Origin of the sequence: Rhizobium sp. Root1212 (assembly GCF_001424985.1) — a bacterium.
GTDB lineage: Bacteria > Pseudomonadota > Alphaproteobacteria > Rhizobiales > Rhizobiaceae > Pararhizobium.
On sequence record NZ_LMDA01000025.1, the window covers coordinates 78,736 to 101,776 of the forward strand.

General features: G+C 61.0%; 24 protein-coding genes, 2 tRNA genes and 1 pseudogene. 13 read left to right on the plus strand and 14 right to left on the minus strand.

Going from position 1 to position 23,041, the window contains the following annotated elements; all coding sequences use genetic code 11:
• Positions 1 to 27 precede the first annotated feature (27 nt).
• The gene (gene wrbA / locus ASC86_RS21570) at positions 28 to 624 is read right to left on the minus strand and encodes an NAD(P)H:quinone oxidoreductase type IV (protein ID WP_056326172.1); all 597 of its coding nucleotides are present in this window, start codon (positions 622 to 624) and stop codon (positions 28 to 30) included.
• Positions 625 to 779: 155 nt separating this feature from the next.
• On the opposite strand from wrbA, the gene ASC86_RS21575 reads away from it, so the two are divergent.
• Complete coding sequence (locus ASC86_RS21575) at positions 780 to 1,547, plus strand: competence/damage-inducible protein A (protein ID WP_056326175.1); 768 nt, start codon at positions 780 to 782, stop codon at positions 1,545 to 1,547.
• Here ASC86_RS21575 and ASC86_RS21580 read toward each other — a convergent pair.
• Positions 1,539 to 2,240 (minus strand): HAD family hydrolase, encoded by a 702-nt coding sequence (locus ASC86_RS21580; RefSeq protein ID WP_056326178.1) that lies wholly within the window; start codon positions 2,238 to 2,240, stop codon positions 1,539 to 1,541. The two genes, ASC86_RS21575 and ASC86_RS21580, sit on opposite strands and share 9 nt — an antisense overlap.
• Positions 2,241 to 2,249: 9 nt before the next feature.
• Positions 2,250 to 2,855, minus strand: a complete 606-nt coding sequence (locus tag ASC86_RS21585; RefSeq protein ID WP_244477671.1) for a hypothetical protein — start codon at positions 2,853 to 2,855, stop codon at positions 2,250 to 2,252.
• 185 nt (positions 2,856 to 3,040) lie between these two features.
• On the opposite strand from ASC86_RS21585, the gene ilvA reads away from it, so the two are divergent.
• On the plus strand, positions 3,041 to 4,288 hold the full coding sequence (gene ilvA / locus ASC86_RS21590; protein WP_056326180.1) for a threonine ammonia-lyase: 1,248 nt from the start codon (positions 3,041 to 3,043) through the stop codon (positions 4,286 to 4,288).
• A gap of 10 nt (positions 4,289 to 4,298) precedes the next feature.
• Here the strand turns inward: ilvA and ASC86_RS21595 are convergent, their stop codons facing one another.
• Positions 4,299 to 5,171, minus strand: coding sequence for an alpha/beta fold hydrolase (locus ASC86_RS21595; protein WP_056326183.1), 873 nt, complete (start codon positions 5,169 to 5,171; stop codon positions 4,299 to 4,301).
• An 81-nt stretch (positions 5,172 to 5,252) separates the two neighbouring features.
• On the opposite strand from ASC86_RS21595, the gene ASC86_RS21600 reads away from it, so the two are divergent.
• Together ASC86_RS21600 and ASC86_RS21605 are read left to right on the plus strand one after the other, a co-directional pair.
• The gene (locus tag ASC86_RS21600; RefSeq protein ID WP_056326186.1) at positions 5,253 to 5,576 is read left to right on the plus strand and encodes an HlyU family transcriptional regulator; all 324 of its coding nucleotides are present in this window, start codon (positions 5,253 to 5,255) and stop codon (positions 5,574 to 5,576) included.
• Between the two features lie 73 nt (positions 5,577 to 5,649).
• A pseudogene (locus tag ASC86_RS21605) lies at positions 5,650 to 6,946 on the plus strand (GGDEF domain-containing protein).
• On the opposite strand, the gene ASC86_RS21610 reads toward ASC86_RS21605, so the two are convergent.
• Positions 6,905 to 7,366, minus strand: a complete 462-nt coding sequence (locus tag ASC86_RS21610; protein ID WP_056326189.1) for an Lrp/AsnC family transcriptional regulator — start codon at positions 7,364 to 7,366, stop codon at positions 6,905 to 6,907. The pseudogene ASC86_RS21605 and the gene ASC86_RS21610 overlap by 42 nt on opposite strands.
• 143 nt (positions 7,367 to 7,509) lie before the next feature.
• On the opposite strand from ASC86_RS21610, the gene ald reads away from it, so the two are divergent.
• Positions 7,510 to 8,628, plus strand: a complete 1,119-nt coding sequence (ald, locus tag ASC86_RS21615; protein WP_056326191.1) for an alanine dehydrogenase — start codon at positions 7,510 to 7,512, stop codon at positions 8,626 to 8,628.
• A 39-nt stretch (positions 8,629 to 8,667) separates the two neighbouring features.
• Here the strand turns inward: ald and ASC86_RS21620 are convergent, their stop codons facing one another.
• The 8 genes from ASC86_RS21620 to ASC86_RS21655 form a co-directional block, all read right to left on the minus strand.
• Positions 8,668 to 9,132, minus strand: a complete 465-nt coding sequence (locus tag ASC86_RS21620; RefSeq protein WP_056326194.1) for a DUF1203 domain-containing protein — start codon at positions 9,130 to 9,132, stop codon at positions 8,668 to 8,670.
• 75 nt (positions 9,133 to 9,207) lie between these two features.
• Positions 9,208 to 9,774, minus strand: coding sequence for a GNAT family N-acetyltransferase (locus tag ASC86_RS21625; protein WP_056326196.1), 567 nt, complete (start codon positions 9,772 to 9,774; stop codon positions 9,208 to 9,210).
• A 3-nt stretch (positions 9,775 to 9,777) separates the two neighbouring features.
• Positions 9,778 to 10,626: a 3-mercaptopyruvate sulfurtransferase gene (gene sseA, locus ASC86_RS21630; RefSeq protein ID WP_056326199.1), complete on the minus strand. Its 849-nt coding sequence runs from the start codon at positions 10,624 to 10,626 to the stop codon at positions 9,778 to 9,780.
• A 98-nt stretch (positions 10,627 to 10,724) separates the two neighbouring features.
• Positions 10,725 to 11,462: an alanyl-tRNA editing protein gene (locus ASC86_RS21635; RefSeq protein WP_056326202.1), complete on the minus strand. Its 738-nt coding sequence runs from the start codon at positions 11,460 to 11,462 to the stop codon at positions 10,725 to 10,727.
• Between the two features lie 3 nt (positions 11,463 to 11,465).
• Positions 11,466 to 12,506, minus strand: coding sequence for a cysteine synthase A (locus ASC86_RS21640; RefSeq protein WP_056326204.1), 1,041 nt, complete (start codon positions 12,504 to 12,506; stop codon positions 11,466 to 11,468).
• Positions 12,507 to 12,682: 176 nt separating this feature from the next.
• A complete protein-coding gene (locus tag ASC86_RS21645) occupies positions 12,683 to 13,936 on the minus strand; it encodes a cyclopropane-fatty-acyl-phospholipid synthase family protein (RefSeq protein ID WP_056326207.1) in 1,254 nt (417 codons plus the stop codon).
• Positions 13,937 to 14,145: 209 nt separating this feature from the next.
• Positions 14,146 to 15,591: a deoxyribodipyrimidine photo-lyase gene (locus tag ASC86_RS21650; protein ID WP_056326209.1), complete on the minus strand. Its 1,446-nt coding sequence runs from the start codon at positions 15,589 to 15,591 to the stop codon at positions 14,146 to 14,148.
• A gap of 123 nt (positions 15,592 to 15,714) precedes the next feature.
• Positions 15,715 to 15,789, minus strand: a tRNA-Asn gene (locus ASC86_RS21655).
• A gap of 195 nt (positions 15,790 to 15,984) precedes the next feature.
• On the opposite strand from ASC86_RS21655, the gene ASC86_RS21660 reads away from it, so the two are divergent.
• From ASC86_RS21660 to ASC86_RS21665, 3 genes are all read left to right on the plus strand, one after another.
• Positions 15,985 to 16,263: a hypothetical protein gene (locus ASC86_RS21660; protein WP_200943842.1), complete on the plus strand. Its 279-nt coding sequence runs from the start codon at positions 15,985 to 15,987 to the stop codon at positions 16,261 to 16,263.
• A 118-nt stretch (positions 16,264 to 16,381) separates the two neighbouring features.
• Positions 16,382 to 16,519, plus strand: coding sequence for a hypothetical protein (locus ASC86_RS25985; RefSeq protein WP_156387156.1), 138 nt, complete (start codon positions 16,382 to 16,384; stop codon positions 16,517 to 16,519).
• Positions 16,520 to 16,730: 211 nt separating this feature from the next.
• Positions 16,731 to 16,820, plus strand: a tRNA-Ser gene (locus ASC86_RS21665).
• 67 nt (positions 16,821 to 16,887) lie between these two features.
• On the opposite strand, the gene ASC86_RS21670 is transcribed toward ASC86_RS21665, so the two are convergent.
• Positions 16,888 to 17,631, minus strand: a complete 744-nt coding sequence (locus ASC86_RS21670; protein ID WP_056326214.1) for an SDR family oxidoreductase — start codon at positions 17,629 to 17,631, stop codon at positions 16,888 to 16,890.
• 96 nt (positions 17,632 to 17,727) lie between these two features.
• Between ASC86_RS21670 and ASC86_RS21675 the strand changes: the two genes are divergently transcribed.
• The 5 genes from ASC86_RS21675 to ASC86_RS21695 all read left to right on the plus strand — a co-directional run bounded on the left by ASC86_RS21675 (position 17,728) and on the right by ASC86_RS21695 (position 23,031).
• Positions 17,728 to 18,648 (plus strand): AraC family transcriptional regulator, encoded by a 921-nt coding sequence (locus ASC86_RS21675; RefSeq protein WP_056326216.1) that lies wholly within the window; start codon positions 17,728 to 17,730, stop codon positions 18,646 to 18,648.
• A gap of 274 nt (positions 18,649 to 18,922) precedes the next feature.
• Positions 18,923 to 19,957, plus strand: coding sequence for a septal ring lytic transglycosylase RlpA family protein (locus tag ASC86_RS21680; protein WP_056326219.1), 1,035 nt, complete (start codon positions 18,923 to 18,925; stop codon positions 19,955 to 19,957).
• 108 nt (positions 19,958 to 20,065) lie between these two features.
• Positions 20,066 to 21,223, plus strand: coding sequence for a D-alanyl-D-alanine carboxypeptidase family protein (locus ASC86_RS21685; RefSeq protein ID WP_056326220.1), 1,158 nt, complete (start codon positions 20,066 to 20,068; stop codon positions 21,221 to 21,223).
• Between the two features lie 117 nt (positions 21,224 to 21,340).
• Positions 21,341 to 22,009, plus strand: coding sequence for a dTMP kinase (gene tmk / locus ASC86_RS21690; protein WP_056326222.1), 669 nt, complete (start codon positions 21,341 to 21,343; stop codon positions 22,007 to 22,009).
• Complete coding sequence (locus ASC86_RS21695; protein WP_056326225.1) at positions 22,006 to 23,031, plus strand: DNA polymerase III subunit delta'; 1,026 nt, start codon at positions 22,006 to 22,008, stop codon at positions 23,029 to 23,031. Before tmk ends, ASC86_RS21695 begins: the two co-directional genes overlap by 4 nt.
• Positions 23,032 to 23,041: the final 10 nt, after the last annotated feature.

The following is a 23,041-nucleotide window of genomic DNA, read 5'->3' on the forward strand; positions in this document are numbered from 1 at the left end:
GTCTGTCTGGTTCAGTCTGAATCAGACTCAGGCGAGCTTTGCAGCGATCTTTGCCACATGCGCGCCCTGATAACGGGCGGCTTCCAGTTCGATTTCCGAAGGCTGGCGCGAGCCGTCGCCGCCGGTGATCGTGGAAGCGCCGTAGGGCGAACCGCCCTTGATCTCGTCGAGGCCCATCTGGCCCTGGAAGGCATAGGGCAGGCCGACGACGACCATGCCGTGGTGCATCAGGGTCGGGATGAAGCCGAGAATGGTCGATTCCTGGCCGCCATGCTGGGTGGCGGAGGAGGTGAAGACCGAGCCGACCTTGCCGACCAGCGAACCCTTCATCCAGAGAGCGCCGGTCTGGTCGATGAAGTTGCGCATCTGCGAGGCGACCGTGCCGTAACGGGTGCCGGCGCCGAAGATGACTGCATCATAATCCGCAAGTTCTTCCGGCTTGGCGATGGGGGCCGCCTGATCGGTCTTGAAGTGGGAAGCCTTGGCGACCTCTTCGGGCACGAGTTCGGGAACGCGCTTGACGGTGACATCGGCGCCGGCGGACTTCGCACCCTCGGCAACGGCGTAAGCCATGGTTTCGATGTGGCCATAAGCCGAGTAGTAGAGGACCAGTACCTTTGCCATTGTGTTCTCCTGTGAAAAGGACCATTCGTTGTCTGTTCGCCATCACTCTATCCATTTGCCGGCGCAGAGCCAGAACGCAAGCGGACGACAGACTGTTTGATGATAGTTGACAGTGCTACGACGCCTATGAACAATCCCGTGATCCGGAACAGACCATGACAGAGAAGACGATCGTAACGGCCGCTATCCTCGCTATCGGAGACGAACTGCTATCGGGTAGAACCAAGGATAAAAATATCGGCCATCTCGCTGATCTATTGACGCTTTCCGGTGTCGACCTCAAGGAGGTCCGCATCGTTGCCGATGACGAGGAGGCCATCGTCGAGGCAACCAACGCTCTGCGCTCCCGATATGATTATCTCTTCACCTCCGGCGGCATCGGCCCGACCCATGACGACATCACGGCGGATGCGATTTCCCGCGCTTTCGGCGTGCCCTGTGTCTACGATCCGGAGGCGATGAGGCTGCTTGCCGCCATGTACGAGCGCCGCGAGATGGAATTCACCGACGCCCGCAAGCGCATGGCCCGCATGCCGGAGGGGGCAAGGCACATCCCCAATCCTGTCTCGACCGCCCCCGGCTTCAACATCGGCAATGTCTATGTCATGGCCGGGGTGCCGCAGGTTTTCCAGGCGATGGTCGATGCCGTGCTGCCGACGCTGAAGAGCGGAACCAAGGTGATATCGCGCGCCGTGCGCTCACCTTTCGGCGAAGGCGATATCGGCGGCCCGCTGACGGAGGTGCAGAAGCGTCACCCCGAAACCAGCATCGGTTCCTATCCGAAATATGACGGCAAGTTCTTCTCGACCGAACTCGTCATCCGCGCCCGCGACGAGGCGGTGCTTACCGCAGCGGAAGCCGATGTCATTGCGATGATCGAGGACATCAAGCGCGCCAAAGCGGCTGAACAGCCCTCAGCGTAGGTTCCGCAAGGTTTCGTTGAGGTCGCCGAGGTCGGCGATCTCGCGAAACCGCGGATGGTTTTCCGGCTTTTCCGCGTGCTCGTAGCTCCAGGTCAGCGCATGCGGCACGTAGACGCTCCAGCTGCCGGCTTCCAGCGCAGGAAGCACATCTGATTTCAGCGAATTCCCGACCATCAGGCTGTGCTCGGCCCCGTCGCCATGGCGAGCGAAAGCTTTGCTGTAGGTAACGGGCGACTTGTCGCTGACGATCTCGACAGCGTGGAAAAAATCGCCGAGGCCGGACGCCGCAAGCTTGCGCTCCTGATCGAAAAGATCGCCCTTGGTGATCAGCACCAGCCGGTAGTCGCGGTGCAGCGCCTGCAGCGTCTCGCGTGCATGCGGCAAGACCTCGACCGGATGCTTCAGCATCTCGCGGCCCGTCGCCAGGATTTCGTGGATGAGGCTGGCCGGCACATCGCCGCTGCTCACCTCCAGCGCCGTCTCTATCATGGACAGCGTAAAACCCTTGATGCCGAAACCGTAGAGCGCAAGATTGCGCTTCTCGGCAGCGAACAGCCGCTCGGAAAGATGATCCGGCTCCGCATAGTCGCGCAGCAGCGCCGCAAACTGGGCCTGCGTCAGCTTATAGAAATGCTCATTCTGCCAGAGCGTATCGTCGGCATCGAAGCCAATCGTGGTGATCTGCTGCGTCATCGGTCTGTCTTACGGCGCGGAGACGGTGAAAGCCTGTTCGACGCTTGCCGTCTTCTTGCTGTTGGCGTCGTTGAAGTGGAAGCGCAGGATGTAATCGCCCGCCGGCGCTCCGGTCACGTCGATGGAGAGGGTGGCATAGATTTCCTGATTGCGGAAATAGCCTGTGAAGGTGAAATTGCCGAAACCCTTCTGGCTCGCCAGCACTTCGCCCTGCTTGTTGAGAATATCGAAATCGACGGTGAAATGGGTCTGGATCTTGCCCTGCGTAGTGGAGGGCACCCAACTCAAGCCGATTGGCTCGACATAGGAAACCAGCGTTTCGCCCGGTTTGAAGATCGAGGTATCCTTGGTGTCGTACATGGCGTAACCGGCCGGATCGCCCTTCACGAACACGGCCTTGCCGATCGAAAATGGCAGGCCCGCGGAAAAATCGCTGACGGCGCTGCGCAGCACGTCATAGGCCCCGACCGTATCGCCTGCCGCCGCCAGGCTTTCCGCTTTTGCCGCTGCTTCTTGCAGAGGTCCGGCAGAAGCAATCGTCGGCAGAAATCCGGCAAGGGCCGCAGCGAGACAGAGCCGTTTCAGGCCCGCCCTCGGAAAATCGATCACCGCCATACCCGCCTCCCAGCTTTTGTTTCCGGCGATCATCGGCATTTGCTTTTATGAGTCAAGCCGATGCAGCCGTTTCCGCAAGGGCTATAAAACATGAAATTGCAATTCATGTTTATAATCGAAACGGTAGCCTTGACCGTGCGGCTGTGGCATAGCCAAGCGATGCAAAAACAGGCAGGACCCACACGATGAAACTCGACGTTCCGACGGCTACCGAAGCGCTGCGCACGCTCTTCCCGCCGACCCCGCTGCAGCTCAACGAACATCTGAGCGCGCGCTACGGAGCGAGCATTTATCTCAAGCGCGAGGATCTTTCGCCGGTGCGCTCCTACAAGATCCGCGGCGCCTTCAATTTCTTCCGCAAGGCGATTGCGGCGGGCGCTGCCGACAAGACCTTCGTCTGCGCCTCCGCAGGCAATCACGCCCAAGGGTTTGCGTTCGTCTGCCGGCATTTCGGCGTTCCGGGCGTCGTCTTCATGCCGGTCACCACGCCGCAGCAGAAGATCGACAAGACCCGCACCTTCGGCGGCGAATTCATCACCATCCGCCTCGTCGGCGATATCTTCGACCAGTGCTACAAGGCCGCCCGCGATCATGTCGAGGCAATCGGCGGCGTCATGGTGCCACCCTTCGACCATCAGGATATCATCGAGGGGCAGGCGACCGTTGCCGACGAACTCATCGAACAACTGCCCGAGGGCGTGACCCCGGACCTCGTGATCCTGCCGGTCGGCGGCGGCGGGCTTTCGGCCGGCGTGACGACGTTTCTTGCCGACCGCCTGCCGGCGGAGGCTTTCGTCTTCTGCGAGCCGAGCGGCGCGCCGAGCCTGAAGCGCAGCCTCGAAACCGGCTCCGTCGTGACACTCGAGCAAGTCGATAATTTCGTTGATGGCGCAGCCGTCGGCCAGATCGGTGACCTCAATTTCGCGGTGCTCAGCCGCTTTTCGCCGGATCAGGTGCTACTGCTTGCGGAAAACGCGATCTGCGAGACGATCACCGACATGCTGAATGTCGAGGGTGTGGTGCTCGAGCCGGCCGGTGCGCTGTCGATCACCGCACTCGAAACGCTCGGCCGGGAGGCGTTGGAGGGCAAGACGATCGTTGCCGTCGTCTCCGGCGGCAATTTCGATTTCGACCGCCTGCCGGACGTGAAGGAGCGCGCCATGCGCCACGCCGGCCTCAAGAAATACTTCATCCTGCGCATGGCCCAGCGTCCGGGCGCCCTGAAGGATTTCCTGAGCCTGCTTGGCGAGGAAGACGATATCGCCCGCTTCGAATATCTGAAGAAATCCGCGCGCAATTTCGGCTCGATCCTGATCGGCATCGAGACCAAGCATCCGCAGAATTTCCCGGAACTGAAAGCGCGCTTCGATGCTGCCGGCCTGCGCTATCAGGACATCACCGACAATGAGATTCTTTCCAATCTAGTAATTTAAAATCAAACGCCTATCTATTGTTTCTAATCCATTTGATTAACTCTGCAGCAAGCCTTTGCGTGCTGCCGGGTGAAAGTGCGTCGCCGGCGGGAAGGTGGAAATCGATATCACCGATTTCGCCCGGATCGATCATCGTGACCGGTCCGCCCCAACGCCGGGCGACATCGGCGGTGCGTTTGGGATCGACCACGGTATCGCGCGGCGAGGCGATGAAGAGCGCCGGCACCGAGGCTTTCTCGAACGCAATTGCGGCAACCCGTTTCACCAGCGCGGCCATCGGCAACAGGGCCTCGACCGGATAGCTGTTGGTCCAGTAGGCCGCATGCAGATCATTGCGTGGCTCGAAAGCGCGTTCCTTGCCGATGATCAGGCGTGCCAGCAACCTGGAAAAAGGCCCGGTCAACAGCCGTGCGGCCTTGGCCTTGATGCCAAAATTGGGCGAGAGAAAAACCACGCCCGCGACGCGCTCGGAATTCACCGTGGGCGAGAGGATAGCGTCCGCGCAGAGCGGCGCGCCGGTAGAGGTTGCGATGACCACCATCCTTTCGCCAAGCAGTGCGCCGATTGCGAGCGCCTCGGCCATATCGGCTTGCCAGTCCGCAACGGTCGCCTCGGCCATGGCCTGGCCGCTGCGCCCGTGGCCGGCGAGGCGGGTGTAGAACAGGTTGGCGCCGAGCGCGCGGGCGACAAGATCGGGCAGGGGCCGGACCTCGCCCTTGGAGGCCGAAAACCCGTGCACGTAGACGACGCTGAGCGGCGTCTTCTCCTTGACCTCGGACCAGATGATTTCCTTCGCGAGCCCCGGCCGGATATCCGAAAAGGCCGCCTCGCGGTCGGTAAGCCAGGTTTCGAGGTCGGATGCGTCGAGAGGGATATCCGGCATGTTTCGCGTAACGGCTCCAAACGGTGGGGATCGCGCGAAGTTATGCTTTGCCGGGGGCAAACACCATGCTAGGTGTTCGCCATGGCTTCGTTCTTTTCAAAATTATTCGGTCTTTCGGGCGGCTCGGAAAACAAGGCCGCCGAGGTCGGCAGCGCTCCCAAAACGGAAACCTATGCCGAATGCCTGATCAAGGCGACACCGATGCGGGAAGGTTCGCAGTTTCGTCTCGCCGGCTCGATCGAGAAGGTGGTGGGCGGTGAGACCGTGGTGCGGACCTTCATTCGCGCCGATCTCTTTACCTCCGAGCAGGATGCGATCGACGCCACGCTGCGCAAGGCGCACCAGATCATCGACCAGAACGGTCCGTCGCTGTTTTCCGATGGAACAGCGCCGCGCGCCGTCTGACTGGATTATCCTAAAGAATTCTTTAAACTTTCGGGCTATGTTCAGGGATAAGGAATTTCTCTGAGCGCTTGCCATGACCAATCTTTTTCTCCTCGTCAGCGAGGGGCTCGTTTATGCGACGGTGATGGTCGGGCTCCTGCACATGCGCCACAGGCTGGGCCTGGGCGTGTTCGTCGCGGCACTCGGCGTCCTGCATTTTATCGAAACCTATCTGGCGGCCGTGTTCTACGTGGACCTGCCGACCGGCTCGATTTCTCCCGGTTCCGTCGTGCTGTTCTCCGGCAAGCTGATGATGATCCTGCTTCTCTACGTGAAGGAGGATGCCGCCACCGTTCGTCAGCCCATCTACGGCCTGCTCGTCGGCAATTTCCTGACGGTCATCCTCGGTTTCATCCTGCGGCAGCATGAGATGACGATGCTGCCCAGCGGCCGCAACGCCGATTTTGCCTTCATCGACGAGATGGGCGGCCTGATGGTGTGGGGCACCCTGCTGCTCTATGTCGAATCGATCCTGATGATTCTGCTTTACGAACGGCTAGGCCGCTGGCTGCGCCATTGGCCGGGCCTGCGCTTTTTCATCTGCGGCGCCATTATCCTCACCTTCGACCAGCTCGGCTTTTATGCGGCGCTGCATGCGCTGACGGGTGCGCCGCTGCAGGTTCTCTGGAGCGGCTGGATCGCCAAGATGGCGGCGGCCGTCTTCTATGCCGTCCTGCTGGGCGCCTATCTCAACCTGTCGCGCTTTTCGCCCACGGGGCCGGATCGCCCGATCGGCGATATCTTCAACACGCTGACCTTCCGTGAGCGCTACGAGGACCTGCTTTCCCGCTCGGGCCGCGATACGCTGACCGGCATCTATGACCGCAGCCGCTTCGAATTCATGGCGCCGCGGCTGGTCCGCAACGCCACCACCTCTGGAAACAGGATGAGCCTGATGATGATCGATGCCGATCACTTCAAGAGCATCAACGACCGTTTCGGCCATCTGGAAGGCGACCATGTGCTGAAGGCGATCGCCCATACACTATCGCAGGGCTTGCGCCAGAACGATCACCTGTTCCGCTATGGCGGCGAGGAATTCGTCGTGCTTTGCGAAGGGCTCGATGCCGGCACGGCGGCCCTGCGAGCCGACAGCATCCGCCAGCTGGTGACGGGCAGTCATGACGCCCGACCATATGCCCGTGACGATCAGCATCGGCGTCGCCGGTGCACCGAATGACGGCGAGAGCGTCAGCGCGCTTCTGTCGGTGGCGGACGAGCGGCTTTACCGGGCCAAGAATCTTGGGCGCGACCGCGTCGTGGGTGCTGACGGCGCCGTCGTTCGTGGATCAAATCCCGACATTCGGCCGGTCGATGATTTCGCGAAGTGAGAAGCTGGAATTGATCTTCACCACATGCGGCAGCGCCGAAAGCCAGTCGCGATGGATGCGCTCGTAGTCTTCGAGATCCTTGGCCGCGACGCGCAGGATATAGTCGTATTCGCCGGACATCAGGTAGCAGACGAGCACGTTGGGGCAGAGCTTGACCGCGGCTTCGAACTCCGAAAGCGTCTTGGCGAATTGACCTGACAGCGAGATATGGACGATGGCGATGATGCGGTAGTCGAGCGCCTTGTGGGACAGTCGTGCGTGATAACCGCTGATGACGCCCGACCGTTCGAGGATATCGACCCGACGCGAGCAGGCCGAAGCCGAGAGCCCGACCCGCTCGGCGAGTTCCGCATTGGCAATTCGGCCGTTCTGCTGGAGAATCCTGAGGATCGCAGTATCGATCGTATCCAGGCTCGCCATTCGCATATCCTTCGAATTATCTGCTTAAAAACGCATTTTCATTCGAGAAATTTGCGCTTTTCTGGGCGATTTTGCAAGGACATGCAGCGCTCTTCCTGTTTCGCTAGTGCCTGATTTGTTGTCAGCCAGGAGAGGAGCGCGCCATGCGTGTCGGTTGCCCGAAGGAAATCAAAAATCATGAATATCGTGTCGGCCTGACACCGGGAGCCGTCAGGGAATATGTCGCCCACGGCCATGAGGTTCTTGTCGAGACGAAGGCGGGTACCGGTATCGGCGCGGAGGATGACGCCTATCGTGCCGCCGGCGCAAAGATCGTCGGCACGCCCAAGGAAATCTTCGAGAAATGCGACATGATCGTCAAGGTCAAGGAGCCCCAGCCGGGCGAATGGGCGCAGCTGCGCGAAGGCCAGATTCTTTACACGTATCTTCACCTGGCGCCCGATCCGGAACAGACGAAGGGGTTGCTCAATTCGGGTGTGACGGCCATCGCCTATGAGACGGTGACCGACGAGCGCGGCGGCCTGCCGCTTCTGGCGCCGATGTCGGAAGTCGCCGGGCGTCTTGCGATCCAGGCCGGCGCGACCGCGCAGCAGAAGGCCAATGGCGGCCGCGGCATACTCCTCGGCGGCGTGCCTGGCGTGCTGCCTGCCAAGGTGACTGTCATCGGCGGCGGCGTCGTCGGCCTGCACGCGGCGCGCATGGCGGCCGGTCTCGGTGCCGATGTCTCGGTCATCGACCGGTCGGTTCCGCGCCTGCGCCAGCTCGACGATCTCTTTGCCGGCCGCATCCACACCCGGTACTCGACCATCGAGGCGCTGGAAGACGAAGTGTTCTCGGCCGATCTCGTCATCGGCGCCGTGCTCATTCCGGGCGCCGCGGCACCCAAGCTGGTGAGCCGCGAAATGCTGTCGGGCATGAAGAAGGGGGCGGTGCTCGTCGATGTCGCAATCGATCAGGGTGGATGCTTCGAGACCTCCCATGCCACCACCCACTCCGATCCCACCTATGAGGTCGACGGTATCATTCACTACTGCGTCGCCAACATGCCGGGCGCGGTTCCGGTGACGTCGACACAAGCGCTGAACAACGCGACGCTGCCCTATGGCCTGAAACTTGCCGACCGTGGCGTGGCGGCCATTGCCGAGGATCGCCATCTGCGGGCGGGCCTCAATGTCCACCGCGGCCGTGTCACGAATGCCGCCGTGGCGGAAGCACTGGGCTACGAAAACCAGGCGCCGGAATTGGCCCTGAAGATCGCCTGATCCTTGCGGGAAGGCCCGCCATTGACGGGCCTTCTCCGTTTATGCCGCATCGATGCGGCACTGGTAGCAATTGTTGCGCGCCGAGCGCACATGCACATAGGCAACCTCGTCCTGCCCGAGAATTTCCGAGGCTTTCGTGGAAAGTTCCTCCATCGGCGTTACCGCGCCGGTGCCATAGACGATCCGGTCGTCGCTGCTGTAGCCGCGCAGCAGATAATCCTTGCTCGTCGTCAGGATCGGCGGAATTTTCTCTTCTTCATAGGTGGCGCATTCCTGCGCGTGCAGAAAGATCGGGCCGGTTTCCGCATAGGGCTGCAGGGCAGGAAAGGGGCGGTAGGCGAGGATGAGATAGCCGTCCCCGGCGGCGATATTCTTCAGGCAGTGGCGGCAGGGCATGCCCTCGCCATCCGAAACATGTTGCTCGGGAGTCATGCCATAGGCATCGGGCTCACCGCGGCGGAAACCCGCAGCAACGGTTGACGGCATCGGTGTGTAACGCAACATGGCAATCTCCTCTGGAATGATGGGAGGAGATTGCATCCTGCGCTTTCGCAGCGACACCCGAAACTTGCGCCGCGATCAGAAGCGGTCGCTCAATGCCGCCAGTTCGGCCTCGCTCAGCGGCAGGAGCGTCGTGTCCCGCGTCGAGACCGGCGAGAAACCGAAGCGCTGGTAAAGCTGCAAGGCGCGCGGATGATCGAGATCGTTGGTGGAGACGCGAACAGTCTTCGGATTCGAACTCCAGGCGGCGTAGAGGGCCTGCAGCAGGAACCATTTGCCGAGCCCGAGCCCCAGAGCGTGTTCGAACAGGCCGAAATGGCTGAGTTCGACCAGATCGTCATCGACCTTCAGCAGTTCGAAGAAGCCCGCAGGCGCGCCGTTGACATAGAGCACGGACACCGAATTGCGGGGCTCGTGCAGAACGGCGGCAAGCGCTTCGTCATCCATCCGCAGCCGCTCGACCCAATGCCAGCGCCGCCCGACCTGCAGATAGAGGAAACGATAGAAGGCCGGCGGAATGCCCGGCACGCGCATGATCGCCGTCTGGATATTGACCGGCACCGGCAGGCTCTGCTTCGGCGGCGCGGTCATCTCCAGCTCGGTGATGTGAATCGCGATCGGCTGGGCGGCTTTCGGGTTTGCCATCGCTCAGGCCTTGCCGGTGGCGACGGCCGTATCCGGCCGGCTGCCCCATTCCGACCAGGAGCCGTCATAAAGCGAGTTGTTCTCGTGGCCGAGGGATTGCAGCGACAGCATGATGATCGCCGCGGTAACGCCGGAACCGCAGGTCGTGACCACAGGCTTGTCGAGGTCTATGCCTGCATCGGTGATGATCGTGCGAAGCTCATCCAAAGGTTTCAGCCGACCGTTTTGCGAAAACACGCCCGAGGGCAGGTTTTTCGCGCCCGGCATATGGCCGGAGCGCATGCCCGGACGCGGCTCGGCTTCGTCGCCGGTAAAGCGGCCGGGGCCGCGGGCATCGGCGATCTGCTTTGCGCCGCCGGCCACGATATCCTTCATCGCATCGAAGGAGGTGACCGCAGCCGCATCGAAGCTGGCGTTGAAAACGGCCGGCACAGGCGAGGGGACTTCGCTCGAAAGCGGCCGCCCTTCCGCCTTCCAGCCATCGAGGCCGCCATTCAGCACAAAGACGTTCTTCGCGCCGAAGGTCCGCAGCAGCCACCAGACACGCGGAGCGCTGAAGATTCCCGGACCGTCATAAACGACGATCGTATCGCCATCGGCAATGCCGAGTTCGCCCATGGCGGCAGAAAAGGCCCCCGGTGAAGGAATGGTGTGTGGCAGGCCACTCGTCAGGTCGGCAATCTTATCCTGATCGTAGAAGACGGCGCCCGGAATATGGCCGGCGCTGTATTCCGCCTTGGGGTCCCGATTCTGGGCCGGCAGATACCAGGAGGCATCGACGATGCGCAGCGTGGGGTCGCCGAGGCGGGCTTGCAACCAGTCGGCGTCGACGATGAAACGGCTCTGTGTCATGTTTTCCTCCTTTGGAGTATGTTTGGTACATACTCCGGATTATTTTGTTTTGGTTTGTCTTTGCGGGAAAACCGGGTTCGGCTTTTCCCCGACAAACTCTATGGAGCAGCCGTTTCCGGCGCTCCGAACCTGATTCTGAAGCGGCGGTTTTCCTTGCCCTTCTTTTCGATGCGGGCGATGTGGATCTGGCCGACTTCCTGGGTTTCCGAGACATGGGTGCCGCCGCAGGGCTGGCTGTCGATCGCCGCATCCTCGCCGATGCAGACGAGGCTGACGCGGCCGAGCCCCATGGGTGGACGAACATTCTTCGACTTGACGATGCCGGGATTGGCGGCAAGCTCTTCGTCGGTAATCCACTGCAGATAGACCGGGTGATTTTCCTCGACGATCTTCATCAGCTGCGCGGTGACGGCATCGCGGTCGATGGTCTCGCTCATGTCGAAATCGACTCGGCTTTCGTCCTCGCCAACGGCAGCGCCGGTGATGGGATACTGGCAGACGACCGAGAGCAGATGGCAGGCGGTATGCATCCGCATCAGCCGATAGCGGCGCTGCCAGTCGATGTGGATCACCAGCTTTTCACCAACCAGCGGCACGGGCTGGTCCTCCGCCGGCACATGAATGATCACATCCTTGGTATCGCCATGGCGTGTGACGGCGATATCGATGCGGTCGCCGTCATGGCGCTCGAAAAAGCCGGTATCCCCCGGCTGGCCGCCGGAGGTGGCATAAAAACAGGTCTGGTCGAGGATAATTCCGCCATCCTCCCTGATTTCCGTGACGGTTGCTTCGGCTGTTGAAAGATAGAAGTCGTCGCGGAACAGGGGCAGGGTCATGGCTTATCCGGCGGGTTCGTATGGTATCTCGATTTCCGCCGTCTTGCTCATCCAGGCCGGAACGGGCAGGCCCTTGGACTTGAGGAAGGACGGATTGAAAAGCTTCGACTGATAGCGGTTACCATAGTCGCACAGGATCGTCACGATAGTATGTCCGGGGCCGAGATCGCGCGCAAGGCGAATGGCGCCGGCAACGTTGATGCCGCTGGAGCCGCCGACACAAATGCCTTCCTTCTCGACGAGATCGAAAACCAGCTGAACGGCCTCCGAATCGGGAATCTGGTAGGAGAAGTCCGGTGTAAAGCCTTCGAGATTGGCGGTGATTCTACCTTGGCCGATGCCTTCGGTGATCGAGCTGCCCTCGGCCTTCAACTCGCCATGGGCATAAAAGTTGTAGAGCGCTGCCCCGTCCGGATCGGCAAGGCCGATCTTGATGTTCGGGTTCTTGTCTTTCAGGCCCTTTGCCACACCGGCCAGCGTTCCGCCCGAACCGACGGCGCAGATGAAGCCATCGACCTTGCCATCGGTATCGCGCCAGATTTCGGGCGCGGTGGTTTCGACATGGGCGTCGCGATTAGCGACGTTGTCGAACTGGTTTGCCCAGATCGCGCCGTTCGGTTCGGTCTTCGCCAGTTGCTCGGCAAGGCGGCCGGACAGCTTCACGTAGTTGTTGGGGTTCCTGTAGGGCACGGCCGGAACCTCGACGAGTTCGGCGCCGAGCAGCCGCAGCGCATCCTTCTTTTCCTGGCTCTGCGTTTCCGGGATGACGATCACGGTGCGGTAGCCGAGCGCCTGGGCGACCAGCGCAAGCCCGATGCCGGTATTGCCGGCCGTGCCCTCGACGATCACGCCACCGGGCCTCAGCGCGCCGGAACGCTCGGCCTGCCTGATGATCGAAAGTGCCGCGCGATCCTTCACAGACTGGCCGGGATTGAGAAATTCCGCCTTGCCCAGGATCGTGCAGCCGGTCGCCTCCGAAGCGCCCTTCAGGCGGATCAGCGGCGTGTTGCCGATGGCTTCAAGAACGGAAGGCAGGACTGACATGGACAAACCTTTCAAGGGGCTAGGCGGGGATCGGATCGCCGTAAACACGACGACCCGCAGCGGAGAACACCGCTTCGGATGAGCGCGTTTTCCGTCGATAGCGACTTTTGTGCAAGGAATACAGTTTTAACCTCTGCCTCCCGCGGGCAAAAATTGCCCACGGGGGCATGCGATGGTCATTCGTATACGACCTGTCGCACGTCGATATTGCGGGCGCGAAAACCGGCCTCGCAATAATAGAGGTAGAACTCCCACAGCCGTTTGAACCGCGTGTCGAAGCCGAGCGGCTCGACTTTGTGCCAGACTGTGCGGAAGCGTTCACGCCATTCTGCAAGCGTGCGGGCGTAATCGAGGCCGAAGCCGAAATCCCCGCTCATCTTCAGCCCGACCTTGCGTCCGAGATCGACGAGATGCTCCCGCGTCGGCAGCATACCGCCGGGAAAAACGTACTTCTGGATGAAATCGGGGTTGGCGCGGTATTCCTTGTAGGCTTCCGGCTTGATGGTGATGATCTGAAGCCCCGCCTTGCCGCCGGGCTTCAGGCAACGTTGCAATTGCGAGAAATAGGCCGGCCAATATTTCTCGCCGACCGCCTCGAACATCTCGATGGAGACGATGCGGTCGTAGAGCCCGGTTTCATCGCGGTAGTCCTGGAACTTGATCTCGACCTTGTCGGAAAGCCCTGCCTTCTCCATGCGTGCCTGCGCGAAGGCGAGCTGCTCGCGGCTGATCGTCAAGCCTGTCACCTTGCAGCCGATCTCGCTTGCGGCATATTCGGCAAAACCGCCCCAGCCACAGCCGATCTCCAGTACATGATCGCTGCGGCGGATTCCGGCAGCTTCTGCAAGCGCCCTGTATTTCGCCCGCTGGGCCGATTGCAGATCGTTGGCCCCGGTCGAATAGAGCGCCGAGGAATAGGTCATCGTCGGGTCGAGCCATTCCTTGTAGAAGGCGTTGCCGAGATCGTAATGGGCGGAGATGTTACGTTTGGAGCCGGCCTTGGTGTTGGCGTTCATCCAGTGGCGGAATTTTTCGACCAGACGCAGCAGGCCGCGCGCGCCATTCGGAAATTTCTCGCCTATATCGGCATTGATCAGGAAGAGTTCGAGAAAGGCGCCGACATCGGGGCTATCCCAGTCTCCATCCATATAGCTTTCAGCAACGGCTATCGTGCCGCCGGTCAGGGCGCGTTGCGGCAAATTCCAGTTATGCAGCGTGACGGCGGCGCTTGGTCCCTGCAGGGCCCCCTTGACGAGAACCGTGCGCCTGTCCGGCAAGGTCAGCTTCAGCGAGCCGACCTTCAGATGTACGATGCCTTTAAGCACCATCTGAGCTTTTGCTGGAAAGTCTTTGATAACGCGGGAAATATTATCGGACGAAAGGCGAATGATATCCTTGCAGTCCGACAAGTTAACGTCTGCAGTTTTCATACAGCATATCCTCGGCAATCATTGCGCGTGACATAAAATAATCTCATTTTGCCGAAGCGCCAACCGCGTCATGCCGGGAAAAATTCCGTAAGCACCTCCACAGGCTCCTCGACGAGGCGACTCTCACGGCGGGAAAACACGCGCTCGTAAAAGAGTTTAAGAGGCAAGGACCACGCGGCAAGTGGCGAAATCTTGCCGGTTCGACCGCCTCAATCGTGGGAGAGAGCATTGAGGGCCGCCAATGCGCGATCACGGGCCATGGCATGTTCTACCACCGGTTTCGGGTAGGTTTTACCGAGCACGACACCGGCGTTCTCCAGAACGTGAGCGGGGGCGTCGAAGGGACGGTGAATGAACTTGTCGGGGAGTGCGGCAAGCTCCGGCACAAAGCGCCGGACATAGTCTCCGGCGCTGTCGAATTTCTCGCCCTGCAGGACAGGATTGAAGATGCGGAAGAACGGCGAGGCATCGGCGCCGCTGCCCGCCACCCATTGCCAACTCGCGGCATTGGAGGCCGGGTCGGCATCGACGAGCGTATCGCGGAACCATTGCTCGCCGCGACGCCAGTCGATCAGCAGATCCTTGATCAGGAAGGAGGCGGCGACCATGCGGACGCGGTTATGCATGTAGCCGTGTCGCCAGAGCTGGCGCATGCCGGCATCGACTATGGGATAGCCCGTTTCGCCCCGTGTCCATCGCTGAAACCCGTCGTCGTCATCCCGCCAGCGCAGATCGTCATATTTCCGATGGATGTTGACGGAAGAAAGATGCGGGTTGTGAAAGAGGAGATGGTAGGAAAAATCCCGCCAGGCGAGTTCCTTGCGAAAGGTGATGACATCGCTGGCCGGGACATCCTTCAGCCCCTGTGTCGCATGCCAGATCTGGCCGGGCGTGATCTCGCCGAGGGCAAGGTGCGGTGAGAGCAGGGAGGTGCCATCCCGACCTGGGAGATCACGCGCCTGCCCATAACCGGCAAGGCGCTCCTCGGTGAATTCGGCAAGTTTTTCCTGCGCTGCCGCTTCGCCGGGCGTCCATTGATCTGCAAACGCCGCCGCCCAATCCGGCCTGGAAGGCAGAAGCTTCCAGTCATCGAGACATTCACTAGGAAAATCGCCATCGGAAACTGGAATCATCTCCGGGACCGGGAGCGGTGACGCGGGCTCTCCGTTTCCTTCCAGCGCGCGCCAGAAGGGAGTGAACACGCGGTAAGGCGTCCCCCCGCCGGTCTTCAGTCGCGACGGCTCATGGAGCAATTGGCCTGAAAAGCTTCTTGCCGAAAGCCCGCGTTCCGCCAGATTGTTTTTCAGGGCGGTATCGAAGGCGATTCCCGCGGGATCGTAACGGCGATTCCAATAGACGCTGTTCGCGCCGCTTTCCGCAATCAGCGCGTCTATCACCTTATCGGCACGGCCGGACCGCAGAATGAGCCGGCCACCGTGGGTGCTCAGCGCCGTTTCAAGCGAATTGAGAGAATGATGCAGCCACCACCGCTGGGCGGCCCCCAAAGGCCCATTGCCGCTCTCCGGTGCTTCCCGGATGTGCACGGCAAGAACCGGCCGTCCTGATTGGCAGGCAGCCGAAAGCGCATGATTGTCGCCAAGCCGCAGGTCCTTACGGAACCAGACGATGACGGGTGGTTCGGCTTTCGTGTTCATGGAATTCCCCTGGTGACCGGCATGACCATATAGCGTTGGCCAGGCCATGGGACAGGGCAAAAAGATATGGGAGGTGGAAACCAAAAGACCCACATTGCGTTAGCAAACGTGGGTCTTGGAAATTGGCTCCCCGGGCCGGATTCGAACCGGCGACCTGTCGATTAACAGTCGAATGCTCTACCGCTGAGCTACCAGGGATCATCTGCGCGGCGGTGCGCTGCAGAAGTGAGGCTGCTAATACAAATGCTTTTTCGATTTGCCAAGCGCTTTTTTCCAAAAAAGTCTCACAATCTTGTCTGAAGGTGGAGAAGACCCCATGTGGGAGTGACGGCAAAAGCCTGTGCAGCAAGGCCCACAGCCGTTCCTGTGGAAAAAGTCGAAAGCTAGGGAAAATTGATGGCAGAGCAGAAAACAAAAAAATTCGGTATCGATGCGGCGACGCATGAACTCGTTTTGGGTCGATTCCGCATGCCTCTGCCACAGTCGCGCCTGTTCCGCATAACGATCGGCGTTGTGCTCGTGCTGCTCGGTTGCCTTGGATTCCTGCCCATCCTCGGTTTCTGGATGATTCCGCTCGGGCTTCTGGTGCTGTCGCACGATCTTTCCTTCGTGCGCCGCCAACGACGCCGGCTGACCGTCTGGTGGGCGCGCCGCTCTCAACCCAACACCTGACCCGTCCTTTGCGTTTCCATGCAAGCAATTGTGAGCCGGGAACAAGCAGGGATTTGTTAACGTTTCTGCTAGGTGCACTACAAATCCATGATATGCTTGTTTTTAGGAGGAACGGTTCATGGAAAATTTTCTGGCATTGCTGGCTGTTGCTATCGGGACCGGTATTCTCGGCGTCGGCGTTGCATATGCGATGCGCTGGCAACGGGACCATCAACGCGCCGCTTCCCCGCGGCATGATATCGATAAGGTCTTTTAGGCGAAGCTTGCTTTAAGCGGATGTCTGCGCGGCAAGCATGTTTGCGAGCGCTTGTCGTTGGATTTGCTTGCCATCAAGGCGATGGAAGCAGCGTCTTCCACGATATGACCACTAATGCTTCTCAAGCCACAACGATCTCCGGCACACACCCGGTTGACGCCTCGGGCGATCAGGCTGTAAAGCGAACCCATGGCCGCGCGGCGCGCGGCGGGGAAGAGTGTCCGAGTGGTTTAAGGAACCGGTCTTGAAAACCGGCGTGCGGGAAACCGTACCGTGGGTTCGAATCCCACCTCTTCCGCCAATTTTTCAAAACATCGAGAGCCGCAGATCCCGCCGTTTCCGGCGGAATTATGTTTGCGAGGAAAGCTTCACGCCGCGCGGGAAAGCGCTACGGCATCGGCTCCTGCGGGAAAATGAAGCTTGCCGGAAACGTCGTTCGCCGCCTGCCATACAGCTTCGGCCACGTCGATCTCACGGGTGGTGAGCGATGGCCGCGCGAACTGTTCAAAAACGGGAGCGGCAAACCCGGCATAGGCTTCCGGGATAAGATCTTCGACCCGAAACGGGGTGTTTTGCGTGAAATTCGTCGTCGGGGCGTAGCCCGGCTCGACGAGCTTGGCATAAACATCGAAATAGGCGAGTTCGTGGGCCAATGAGCCGGTAAAACCTTCGATCGCTTTCTTGCTCGCGGTATAGGCGGCCGCCAGCGGGAAGGGCGCCAGCGTGACGCTGGAGGTGACATTGATGATCGTGCCGGAACGCCGCGCGCGCATCTGCGGGATGACAGCCTGCGTCATCGCCATGACGCCGAAGGTATTCGTCTCGAAGACCTGGCGGATGTACGACATCGGCGTCGCTTCGAAAGCGCCGACGATGCCGATACCGGCATTGTTGACGAGCACGTCGATCGGACCGGTGGCGTCGATCATCGCCCTTATGCTTTCCTCGCTCGTGACATCGAGCGGCAGGATGCGCAGCGATGGCGTCGCCGGCAGGATGTCCGCGCGCGGCTTGCGCATGGTTGCGATGACATTCCACCCCCTTGCAAGAAAATGGCGGGTCGTTTCGAGGCCGTAGCCGGAAGAGCTGCCGGTGATGACAATGGTTTTCATGGATCGTCTCCTTTGTTTGAGCCGCCGCCATCTTGCCATCGCCGTTCAGGACGATATACAATTTATCGTCCGTATTTTATTTGCAAAAGTCCGGAAATGACCGATCCACTCTCCGATATCATCGCCTTACTCCGGCCGCGTACCGTCTTCACCAAGGGGATCAGCGGGGCGGGGCGTTGGGGCGTGCGCTATGGCAATTTCGATCATCCAAGCTTCTGCGTCGTAATCGAAGGCGCGTGCCGCCTGGCGGTGGACGGGCAGGCGGCGCTGAAGCTGGAGGCTGGCGATTTCGTGCTGCTGCCGACCACGCCGGGCTTCGTTCTCTCGGGTTTCGAGCCGGTAATCCCGGTGCTGCTCGACCCGCATGCCTCAGCGCAGGCAAGCGGGGAGGTGCGTCATGGACGGCAGGATGGTCCGCCGGGCGTTCGCATTCTTGGCGGCTACTTCGTTTTTGACAGCGAGGATTCGGGTCTCCTCGTCTCCCTGCTGCCGCAGCAGGTTCATGTTCGCGGCGTGGAGCGGCTGTCGGTTCTGGTCAAGCTCCTGATCGAGGAGGCGGCGGAGCGGCGGTCGGGGCGCGATCTGGTGCTGGCCCGCCTTGTCGAAATCCTGCTGGTCGAATCCCTGCGGCTGACCCAGGCGCCCGATGCGCCGCCGGGACTGTTGCGCGGTCTGGACGACGCACGGTTGGCGCAAGCGATCCGGCAGATCCACGCCGATCCCGGCCGTCCCTGGACCATGGCCGAACTGGCGCGGGAGGCAGCCCTTTCCCGCTCGGCCTTCTTCGATCGCTTTACCCGAAGCGTCGGCGTGCCGCCGATGGAATATCTGCTGGCTTGGCGCATGGCGCTTGCAAAGGACATGCTTCGTCATGGCGAAATCGACATTCCCGAAATTGCCGAGCGGGTCGGATATGCCTCGGCAAGCACTTTCAGCACGGCCTTCAGCCGGCATGTCGGGCAACCGCCCGGCCGCTTTTCGAAACGGGCTGTGGAGAAGAACGGCGGGACGGCTTGAACGCGGGGCCGATCTGTCGGATATCGAAACGGAAGCAGGCAAGACTGTTCCGCTATCGGACAGAGCCGGTATCGCCACCAGCGGCGGCTGTCCCGTTAAGTATTCATAAACCATAAATTACAATAGTCTTAGTCTGCCGCATCCAGCATTCGCATTTTGGCCACGTTGTTGTCATGATTAATGGGCCGTTACGTTTCGTGACGCCGGTTTTCCCGCTGAGGACAGCAGGGGGATAGTACCGAGTACGGCCAATGCGAATGACGATGTGGGACCTATGACATCCAAGAAGAGTGGGGCGGGCCATCTGGCGGTGGGCCTGCGTATCGCCGCGATCCCGATGATGTGCGCAGCCTTGACGGCCTGCGGCACGACAAAGACGGTCGAAAACAAGAAGACGCGCAGCAAGGAATACTTCGCCGAGTCCATCTATGGCGTGAAGGCGAGCCCGCGCGTTGCCACCGGCAAGAATATTCCCAAGGGCGGCGGCCGTTATCAGGTCGGCCAAGCCTATCAGGTCAAGGGCAAGTGGTATCAGCCAAAGGAAGAGCCGGGCTATAACAAGGTCGGCATGTCCTCCTGGTACGGCTCCGCCTTCCACGGCCGCCTGACCGCCAATGGCGAGGTCTACGACACTTATCATCTCTCGGCCGCGCACCCCACATTCCCGCTGCCGAGCTACGCCCGCGTCACCAATCTCGAAAACGGCTCCTCCGTCATCGTCCGCGTCAACGATCGCGGTCCTTACGAATATGGCCGCATCATCGACGTCTCGTCCAAGACCGCCGACCTGCTCGACATGAAGCGCAAGGGCAGCGCCCAGGTGCGCGTCCAGTACATCGGCAAGGCACCGCTCGAAGGCAACGATGCGCCTTACCTGATGGCCTCCTATGTCCAGAAGGGCGAGCGCGGCCGTGGCGTCTTCCCCGAGGGACAGATCGCATCGGGCGTGATGGTCGCTTCCAACGAGCCGCTGAAGAAACAGGTCAATTCGCTCGGTACGCTGACGATCCCACCGAAGTCGAACCTTGATGCCGGCGTGCCGATTACGGCTTTCGAAGAAGCTCCGAAGGCAACGGCGGCAAGTGCGGCGCTCGATACCTTCGCCATGCTGCCGGAAATCGGCCCGATCCCGCGCGAGCGGCCGGAGTATATTCCACTTCCCGATGGCAACGTGGCCTACGCCGCCGCTTACGTGGAAGCCCGCGTCAGCGATTCCGAAGCGGCCTTCGACGCCATTCTGGTCGACAAAAACCCGCTCACCCCGGCCTCGATCCTCGCCCACGCCGAACGGCAGTCCGGCACGCGCTAATCGTCGGGCAGGGGGCGTCTGTTCCCTATACCCACCGAGACAGGCGGCGGGAATCGTGGTTCAATTCAGCTTCATGCGGGACAGGTCCGCGTCAAACCGGAGACCATGATGCTGGCACGGCTGGTTGCGTCCCTTTTCATCGTTTTCGCCTCGATCGTACCAGCGGCTGCTGCGGCCACGGCGCCCGCCTTCGAAACGAAGGCCAAGCAGGCCTACCTCATCGATGCTGAGACCGGCACGGTGCTGTTTGCCAAGAACGAGGAGGCCGCCGTGCCGCCGGCCTCGCTGGCAAAGCTGATGACCATGGAGGTGGTCTTTGACGCCCTGAAAAAGGGCGAAATCCACCTCGACACCAGCTTTCCTGTTTCCGAACATGCCTGGCGTACCGGCGGCGCGCCGTCGGGCACCTCGACGATGTTTGCGGCGCTGAAATCGCAGGTTCCCGTCGCCGACCTGATCCGCGGCGTCGCCGTGCTGTTTGCCAATGATGCCTGCATCATTCTGGCTGAAGGCATGGCCGGCAGCGAGGATGCCTTTGCCGCGCGCATGACCAAGCGGGCCGGGGAACTGGGCTTGAAAGCCTCCTCCTTCCACAATGCGACCGGCCTTCCGAACCCGGACAATACGATGACGATGCGCGATCTCGTCACGCTTGCGCGGCATGTGCAGACGACCTATCCGGATATTTATCCGCTTTATTCCGAAGTCGATTTCGAGTGGAACAAGATCCGCCAGCGAAACCGCAACCCGTTGGTTTCAGCCAATATCGGCGTCGATGGCTTCGTGACCGGCTTTGCCGAAGGCTATGGCTACTCCATGGTCGCCTCGATGCAGCGGGACGGCAAGCGTGTCTTCCTTGCGATCGGCGGCCTTGACACGGACAAGGATCGTATCGAGGAAACCCGCAAGATGCTCGAGTGGTCGATGTCGGCCTTCGAGAAACGGCGGCTGTTCGAAGCCGGCGAGCCTGTCGGTGAGGCTGCCGTCTATGGCGGTACGGTGGGCCATGTGTCGCTCGTCACGGCCGAACCGGTCGATGTGCTCGTTCCCGTCAACAATCCAGACCGGCTGGTGGCCCGCGTCGTCTATCGCTGGCCGTTGCCGATGCCGATCAAGGCGGGCCAGCCGGCCGGTACGCTGAAAGTCTGGAACGGCGACCGCCTGCTGCGCGAAATACCGGTGACCACGGCGGCAGCCGTCGAGACCGGCTCGCTTTCCAGCCGGGCGCTGGATGCGCTGCAGGAAATGCTGTTCTTCTGGCTTTGATGCCGCTCTCTGGAATGCCTGGAGGACGCGCTTTAGCGGTTTCACCAACCGGAACAATCGTCTAAACAGGGCGCAAGAAACGCCGGTTTCGGCAGAATTGACGTGTGGGAAAGCAGAGTGCCAAGCGGTTTGTTCGTGACATTCGAGGGCGGCGAGGGGGCCGGGAAATCCACCCAGATCAAGCTGCTCGCCGCAGCGCTCAGGGACCGCGGCTGCGAGGTGTTGACGACGCGCGAGCCCGGCGGCTCGCCGGGGGCCGAAGCTGTGCGCCATGTGCTGCTTTCTGGTGCTGCCGAGGAGCACGGTACCCGCATGGAGGCGGTGCTGTTTGCCGCCGCCCGCAGCGATCATGTCGAGGGCGTCATCCGGCCGGCCCTGCAGCGTGGCGCCGTCGTGCTCTGCGATCGTTTCATGGATAGTTCCCGCGTCTATCAGGGTGTTACCGGTAATCTGGAACCGGCCTTCATCGAGGCGCTGCAACGGGTCGCGGTCAACGGTGTCGTTCCCGATTGCACTGTCATCTTCGACCTGCCGCCGAACGTCGGCCTCGAGCGCGTGCGAAATCGCAGCGCGGGCGAGGGGGAAAAGCCGGCCGGGGTCACCGATTTCGACCGTTTCGAAAAGGAAGAGCTGGAAACCCAGGAAAAGCGCCGCGAAGCTTTCCTCGATATTGCCGCCCGCGAGCCGGAACGCTGCCATGTCATCGATGCGACGGCCTCACAGGAAGAGGTCGCCGCCGCCGTGCTGCAATTGATCGAGCCGATGCTTGCGGAGGCCCAATCATGACGACGGAGCGACCGGGCGTACTGGATGGTGCGATCCCCCCGGCTGAAAACACCTGTCTTTTCGGCCATGCCGAGGCAGAGCATTTTCTGGCGCAGGGATATCGCTCCGGCAAGGGCCATCATGCGATCCTGATCGAGGGACCGGAGGGCATCGGCAAGGCGACGCTTGCCTTTCGTTTTGCCAATCATATCCTGTCGCATCCCGAACCGGCTCTGGCGCCGGCCGAAATCGCCGATCCCGATCCGGCCAGCATCGTCAGCCGCCAGATCGTCGGCGGCGCTTCGCACAATCTGCTTCATCTGACACGGCCGGTCGATGAAAAGACGGGCAGGGCGAAGGGCGCCATCACCGTCGATGAGGTGCGCCGCGCCGGAAAATTCTTTTCCCAGACCTCCGGCACGGGAAACTGGCGCATCGTCATCATCGACCCCGCCGACGATCTCAACCGCAACGCCGCCAACGCCATCCTGAAAATCCTTGAGGAGCCGCCGAAGCGTTCGCTGTTCCTCGTGCTGACCCATGCGCCGGGCAAATTACTGCCGACCATCCGTTCGCGCTGCCTGCCGCTGAAACTGAAGCCGTTGAGCGACGAGGCGCTTCGAAATGCACTTGGCAATCTCGGCCTTGCTTCGGAAGCAAGCGATACGGTCGTCTCAGCTGCAGATGGCAGCGTCTCCGAGGCCCTGAAGCTGATCAACTACGGCGGTCTGGATATCAAGGCCGCTTTCGACAGCATCCTTGCCAAAGGGCAGGGCGGCCGCGCCGAAATGCACAAGCTCGCAGACGTGCTCGCCGGCAAGGACAGCGAGACGATATACGATTTCTTCGTCGAGATGGCCGGCGCTCATGTCGTCTCCGCAGCTCGCGAGGCCGCCCTTGCCGGTGATATCGTGCGCGCCGAGCGCATGGCGCGGCTTTCCTCCCAACTCACCGAAAAACTGACGATCGCCGAAGCCTATAATCTCGATCGGAAGCAGGCGATCCTGTCGCTGCTCGATGATCTCAGGGCCGCAGCGGCGTAAGCTTTCCCGC